This window comes from Streptomyces sp. NPDC016845, from assembly GCF_044332585.1.
In the GTDB taxonomy this organism is placed as follows: domain Bacteria; phylum Actinomycetota; class Actinomycetes; order Streptomycetales; family Streptomycetaceae; genus Streptomyces.
Genome location: NZ_JBIRPI010000061.1, coordinates 1 through 5,179, shown reverse-complemented (window position 1 = coordinate 5,179; position 5,179 = coordinate 1). Strand labels below are relative to the sequence as shown.

General features: G+C 68.3%; 6 protein-coding genes and 1 pseudogene. 4 read left to right on the top strand and 3 right to left on the bottom strand.

Going from position 1 to position 5,179, the window contains the following annotated elements; genetic code table 11:
- The first annotated feature begins 253 nt into the window (after positions 1–253).
- Positions 254–439 carry a hypothetical protein gene (locus ACH4RC_RS42325; RefSeq protein ID WP_398210450.1) on the top strand — a complete coding sequence of 62 codons (186 nt, stop codon included), beginning with the start codon at positions 254–256 and terminating at the stop codon, positions 437–439.
- Between the two features lie 70 nt (positions 440–509).
- On the opposite strand, the gene ACH4RC_RS42320 is transcribed toward ACH4RC_RS42325, so the two are convergent.
- Positions 510–1,295: a hypothetical protein gene (locus ACH4RC_RS42320; protein ID WP_398210447.1), complete on the bottom strand. Its 786-nt coding sequence runs from the start codon at positions 1,293–1,295 to the stop codon at positions 510–512.
- A 118-nt stretch (positions 1,296–1,413) separates the two neighbouring features.
- Positions 1,414–2,100: a DUF488 family protein gene (locus ACH4RC_RS42315; protein ID WP_398210445.1), complete on the bottom strand. Its 687-nt coding sequence runs from the start codon at positions 2,098–2,100 to the stop codon at positions 1,414–1,416.
- A 184-nt stretch (positions 2,101–2,284) separates the two neighbouring features.
- On the opposite strand from ACH4RC_RS42315, the gene ACH4RC_RS42310 reads away from it, so the two are divergent.
- The 3 genes from ACH4RC_RS42310 (at position 2,285) to ACH4RC_RS42300 (ending at position 4,514) form a co-directional block, all read left to right on the top strand.
- Positions 2,285–2,581 carry a DUF1778 domain-containing protein gene (locus tag ACH4RC_RS42310; RefSeq protein ID WP_398210444.1) on the top strand — a complete coding sequence of 99 codons (297 nt, stop codon included), beginning with the start codon at positions 2,285–2,287 and terminating at the stop codon, positions 2,579–2,581.
- Complete coding sequence (locus ACH4RC_RS42305) at positions 2,578–2,961, top strand: fic family toxin-antitoxin system, toxin component (protein WP_398210442.1); 384 nt, start codon at positions 2,578–2,580, stop codon at positions 2,959–2,961. Before ACH4RC_RS42310 ends, ACH4RC_RS42305 begins: the two co-directional genes overlap by 4 nt.
- Positions 2,962–3,776: 815 nt before the next feature.
- The gene (locus ACH4RC_RS42300) at positions 3,777–4,514 is read left to right on the top strand and encodes a hypothetical protein (RefSeq protein ID WP_398210440.1); all 738 of its coding nucleotides are present in this window, start codon (positions 3,777–3,779) and stop codon (positions 4,512–4,514) included.
- Between the two features lie 54 nt (positions 4,515–4,568).
- On the opposite strand, the pseudogene ACH4RC_RS42295 reads toward ACH4RC_RS42300, so the two are convergent.
- A pseudogene (locus ACH4RC_RS42295) lies at positions 4,569–5,179 on the bottom strand (transposase); the annotation flags it as partial.

Below are 5,179 nucleotides of genomic sequence, written 5' to 3'. Positions count from 1 at the left end.
GCCGACCAGGCGACGGCCGAACCAACGAACCTGAACACCCGTCAACCCGCCCTGACCAGCTGATCAGCGACTCCCGAACAACGGGGGAACCTCACTCACCCTCGCGGGGGCCGGCCTGACCCTGGCGCTGGCCGGGTGCGGCAGCAACTCCACCACTCCCGCCACCGATCACCCGCGCAACGAGCGAACCGACGCGCACGCCGTCCTCACGGCCGCGCAGAAGAAGATGTTCGCGCAGGTTTCCTACCGGACCGTGCAGACTGGTGAGGGCAGCTCAGACCGCTCCGACATGGAGTACCAGAAGAGCCCGGCGGCCATCCGGCTGACCGCCACGGTGACCAAGGACGCGGACCACCCGGACGGTGTGGACCGCAGCCTCAGCATCGGCGGGAAGATCTACGTCCAGACACGCCAGGTCCCCGGCAAGCGCTGGTACTGAGGTGGGCCCCGCGGCCAGGGACAGGCTTTACGCAGACGGAGGCACGCAGCAAAGACCGCCAGCCGCGCACTCATAGCGGAAAAAGTTCTTCCTGGTGGTGCTCAAGGGCCTGCCGGGGTGGGTAGAAGAGGCCGAGCAGCATGAAGGTTGCGGGCCGTTTGGCGAGGTTCCCGACGAAGCAGTGGACGGCCTTGCCCGGGCTGAACATCCGGGTGGACCAACGCTCCCGTAATTTGTCCTGCACCCCTGTCTGCCCGTAGGTGCGCAGGTATTTGCGGTAGGACTCGCCGGCTTCCCAGTCGCGGAGCGCCAGGTCGTGGCCGGTGCAGTGGGCGTCGTTGCAGCGGAAGCGGTAGCGGAACTCCAGGGGTACCCATTGCAGTTGTTTCAGGTCCTGGTCAAGCAGGTCCATTTGGTCGGCCAGAGCGGCTTTGGAGGCCGGCCAGGGCTCGGCGGGCTCCAGCCGGAAGTGGACGGGGGCGGCCGGGCGAAAGAGGCCCAGGGAGGTGCCGTGTCGGGCCTGGTCCCTTTTGATCGCGCACAGCGACGGGGCGATCAGCGGGCGCAGGAGCGAGTAGCGCTGTCGCCAGCCGTCGCGGGTGCCGATCCGGTCAATGACCTTGAGTGTGTCAAGGTTCGGGCGCCAGCTTTCGGGGCGGCGGTCTTGCTGGTGGCGGCGCACGTCGACCTCGACGATCGCGTACTTGGCGAACTGGCTCTGTGCGTCCAGGAGCCTGAAGGGGACGGGGAAGAGGCGTACGTGTTCGGGGCTGTCGCGGTCGAGCCGTATGCCGGCGACGCAGCTGGTCTCGCGGTACTTCGCGGACAGCTCGGGATACGTCTTTACCGTGATCATGATGCGTGCCCGCTGCCATCCGCCCGGCATCCCGCCCCTCCCCCGCTGAGCCCGTGTGCCAGATTGCAGGTCACGCGCTGAAGGCACGCAAGGGGGCATGCGGAGCCGGTAGTTGGGGTCAGGCCAGCGGGGCGATCGGCAGGGAGGCGCGCTTGCGGAGCGTTTCCAGGACGACCTGGCGGTGGCAACGCTGTTCGTCCTTCTCGAAGCACAGCACGGCGACCCGGGCCTGAGCTGCGTGTTCGGCAAGGACGTCGAGGTCGGCCCGTGCCGCGTCGGTGCGCAGCAGGCTGCGGAAACGCGCGCGGCCTTCGCTGATGCGGCCTTCCCAGAACGGGGCCCGGTTGTCCTTGGGGTTTCCCAGGGCGCGCAGGTGGGTGTAGGCGATGCCGGCCTCGTCGAGCGCGTGTCCAAGGCGGGTCTTGCTGAAGCCGGGCTTGCGGCTTATGGGGGTCAGGCGGACGTCGGCGACCATGCTGATTTGGGCGGTGAGCAGGGATGCGACGAAGGAATCGATGTCCCGTCCCTCGTATCCCGCCGACCACAAGCCGCCCTCGGCCGTGCGCGCGTGACGCAACAGGTCATCGAGAGAGACAGACAGGGCCTCGGCCACGGCACCCATGGTGAAGAATCCTGGCTGAATCGCGCCTCCGCCTTCGAGGCGGGCCAGCGTTGCCCGGTCGATCCCGGCCTCCGCCGCCAGGCGTTCGCAGGTCCACCCTCGCGCCTCGCGCAGCGCGCGTACGCGGGCGGCCAGTCTCCGCGCCGCGGAAGTGGTGGAAGCAGGTAACGGCCGATCGGTCATGAGCCGGGATCCTAGTCTGCGCCGCCCCGGTACCCCGTAGCGCCTTGTCATCGTTGTGCTGCGAGCGCCGCCGAACCCGCGGTCGCTCGCTGTTCCAGCTGGGCGGGCCTGGCTGCGGTTCCGGGAGCCAGCCGTCGGGCGGATGCCCTGTCCACCCCATGGGGCCAGTAGTACCATCGGTACCATGGCGAGTAATCCGAAAGCGTTGAACCTCCGGTTTCCCGACCCCGGCCAGCGAGCGGCGATCGAGGCCGCGGCACGGCAGGAGGGGGTGAGCATGCAGGAGTACATCCTGCGGGCCGCCGTCGATCGGGCCACCGCTGTCGAGAAGACGTTCCTGGCCGCGTTCCAGGCCTCCCAGGCCCGCAGCGGTGATGCCTTCCGGGACCTCACCGACCTGGATCCGAGTAAGGAGCAGCGGGCGGCGGAGCGGGACGCGCGCGCCGAGCTGGACGCGTCCGCGCGGGGGCATGCCGCGTGAGCGAGCCCGAGCAGCATCCGCTGGATGTGTCCTTCCTGCTGCACGCCGCCGAGCTGCTGGACGGGGACCCACAGGTCGATGATCTGGGACCGCTGTATGCGGCCGTCGCCCGGGTCAGCGCCCGCGCTCTGGAGCACGATGTCTACGGGTCGCTGAACCTGAAGGCGGCAGCCCTGCTGCACACCCTGGCGCGGCTGCCCTGCCTGGAGCACTCCAACGCCGCCTTCGCCTGGCATGCCACCGAGGCCTACCTGATGCTGCACGAGCGACGCCTGGACTATCCGATCAAGGCGGCCGCCGAGCTGGTGCGCGATGCCGCTGCTGGCGCCCAAGGCGTCGCCTCCATCGCGCGCCAGCTACGCGACTGGACCGCCGTCTGAACCGTGCTGGAGCTGTTCGGCGTCGTCGCGTGCGACCCGTTGGTGGGACGTCAGGGTGCAGTGCGCCCGGATGCGGCGCAGGCCCTCGGGCGTGCCGGGCCTCCGGGCTTCCGAGCCGGTCCGCGTCCCGCGCGGCCGCGGCGCATTAACCTTCGGCTTCGCTTCAGCGACGGCCGCCGGGCAGGGCGTGTCGCAGTTCGCCCGCCGTCGGGCCCGTCGGCGGAACACTGCGCAGGGGTGCGGCGTTGGGAGGGGTGTGGCTGCGGAGGGGACACCTCAAGCCGACGGTTACCCAACTGGGCTTTCCCACCATCCGCCAAATTCCTGGTCGCTCGACCGGCCCGGGGCTGCCCTCCTGAATCTGGTGCACAGGCCAACCCCGGCTCGTCCTCCCGCCTCAAGACGGGAGGACGAGGGGGTCGGCCGAGATACGCGTCAACGGGGCAACGAGTGGATCATGACTCGGCTTACCGCATGGTCAGCGCGGTGGTGCCGCAGCAAATGCGTACACATCGCCCCGGCGGGCGGAGCGGTCCGCCCCAGATCGCGAAGACCACAGCCGGGGCCCGCCGCAGTAAATCCGGCATTTACTGCGGCACCGCTGGGTCTTGAACGAGGACATCCTGGAGGCATCGGTCAGTTCGGGACGAAAGCAACGAAGCTCAGACCTCTGGGCTGACTGGGGAGTAGAGTCCGCAGGTGCGTTGATCTTCCGGGCGACGGCCAAGTGCCGCCGCAGATGGTGCGAGAGCGACCCTGATGAGTTCGGGGTCGCCTGATTGGTATGCCCATCATGACGATCCGGAGATCACGAAATGACTGCTCAGAACCCCATCACCTACGACGCGTTCGTCGAACTCGCCGCCACTGATCCAGCTGTCGTCGGCCTTGTCCTCAAGGGCTCCCGGGCTCACGAGGGGATGACCACCAAGCACTCCGACCACGACCTGTACGTCGTACTCGCTGACCACGCGACAACCAACCTCACCCGGTTCACGGGCCACCGCACCCCGGAACTCGACCTCGTCGTCCTCTCCCTCGACGAGTTCCGCGCCGCCGGAATGCCCGGCTTCGAGCGGTACGCCCTCGCCCGCGCCCAGGTCGTGCTCGACCGGCTCGACGGGGCCATCACCCAGATCCTCGCCGAGAAGGCACGGCTCGACACCGACGAAGCCTTCCGCGAGGCGGACGAATCGCTCGACGCCTACGCCAACTCCCTCTACCGCTCGGTCAAGAACGACCGCGACGGGCACACGCTCGCTGCCCGGCTCGACGCTGCCGACAGCATCCGGGCCCTGCTGGATCTGCTCTTCGCACTGAACCGTCGCCCCCGCCCCTACAACAAGTACCTGGAATGGGAGCTTGCCCGATTTCCGCTGCCCGGCTGGGACATCGGAACGCTGCTCGGCGCCGCGGACCGCATCGCGGGAACGGGCGACGTATCCGTACAGCGCCGCCTCTTCGCCCAGGTCGAGGCAGAGGCCAGGCAGGCCGGGCACGGCGCGGTACTGGACGCCTGGGGCGAGGACCTGCATCTGATGCGACCGCAATAGAAGCGCGGTGTGACAGGGGTCTGTGTAGCGAACGGTGGAACTCGGTCGGTTTTTTCAGCGGCGTCCGGCGGTGAGCCGGCCGTCGAAGGTGATGTCGAAAGCTTGGAGTGCGGCCTTCCAGCGCATGGTCCAGCGTTTGCATCCGGTGCCGGTCGGGTCCAGGCTCATGACGGCCAGATAGACGCACATGAGGGCGGCCTGATCTGTGGGGAAGTGTCCTCGGGCGCGGACGGCTTTGCGGACTCGCGCGTTGATGCTCTCGATCGCGTTGGTGGTGCAGACGATCTTGCGGATCTCCACGTCGAACCGGAGGAAGGGCACGAACTCTGCCCAGGCCGCGTCCCAGAGCCGGACGATCGCCGGATACTTCCCGCCCCAGACATCGGTGAACTCCACGAACCGGTCCAGCGCGGCCTCCTCGGTCGGCGCGGTGTAGACGGGCCTGAGCGCTTCCGCAATCTTCTCCAGTCCTGCCTGGCTGCGTAGCGGAAGCTGTTCCGCAGCAAGTAAACAACACAGGTCTGAACGATCGTCGCAGGCCAAACCGTGTTCACGGCGTCCGGGAGGCCAGTCAGGCCGTCGCAGACCAGCATCAGGACGTCGGCCGCGCCGCGGTTCTTGATCTCGGTCAGGACCTGGAGCCAGTACTTCGCGCCCTCCCCGCC

Coding starts and splice junctions, on each gene's coding strand:
- ACH4RC_RS42315 (WP_398210445.1), bottom strand. CDS start 2,100: ATGACCGATCGGCCGTTACCTGCTTCCACCACTTCCGCGGCGCGGAGA.
- ACH4RC_RS42300 (WP_398210440.1), top strand. CDS start 3,777: ATGACTGCTCAGAACCCCATCACCTACGACGCGTTCGTCGAACTCGCC.
- ACH4RC_RS42310 (WP_398210444.1), top strand. CDS start 2,285: ATGGCGAGTAATCCGAAAGCGTTGAACCTCCGGTTTCCCGACCCCGGC.
- ACH4RC_RS42320 (WP_398210447.1), bottom strand. CDS start 1,295: ATGATCACGGTAAAGACGTATCCCGAGCTGTCCGCGAAGTACCGCGAG.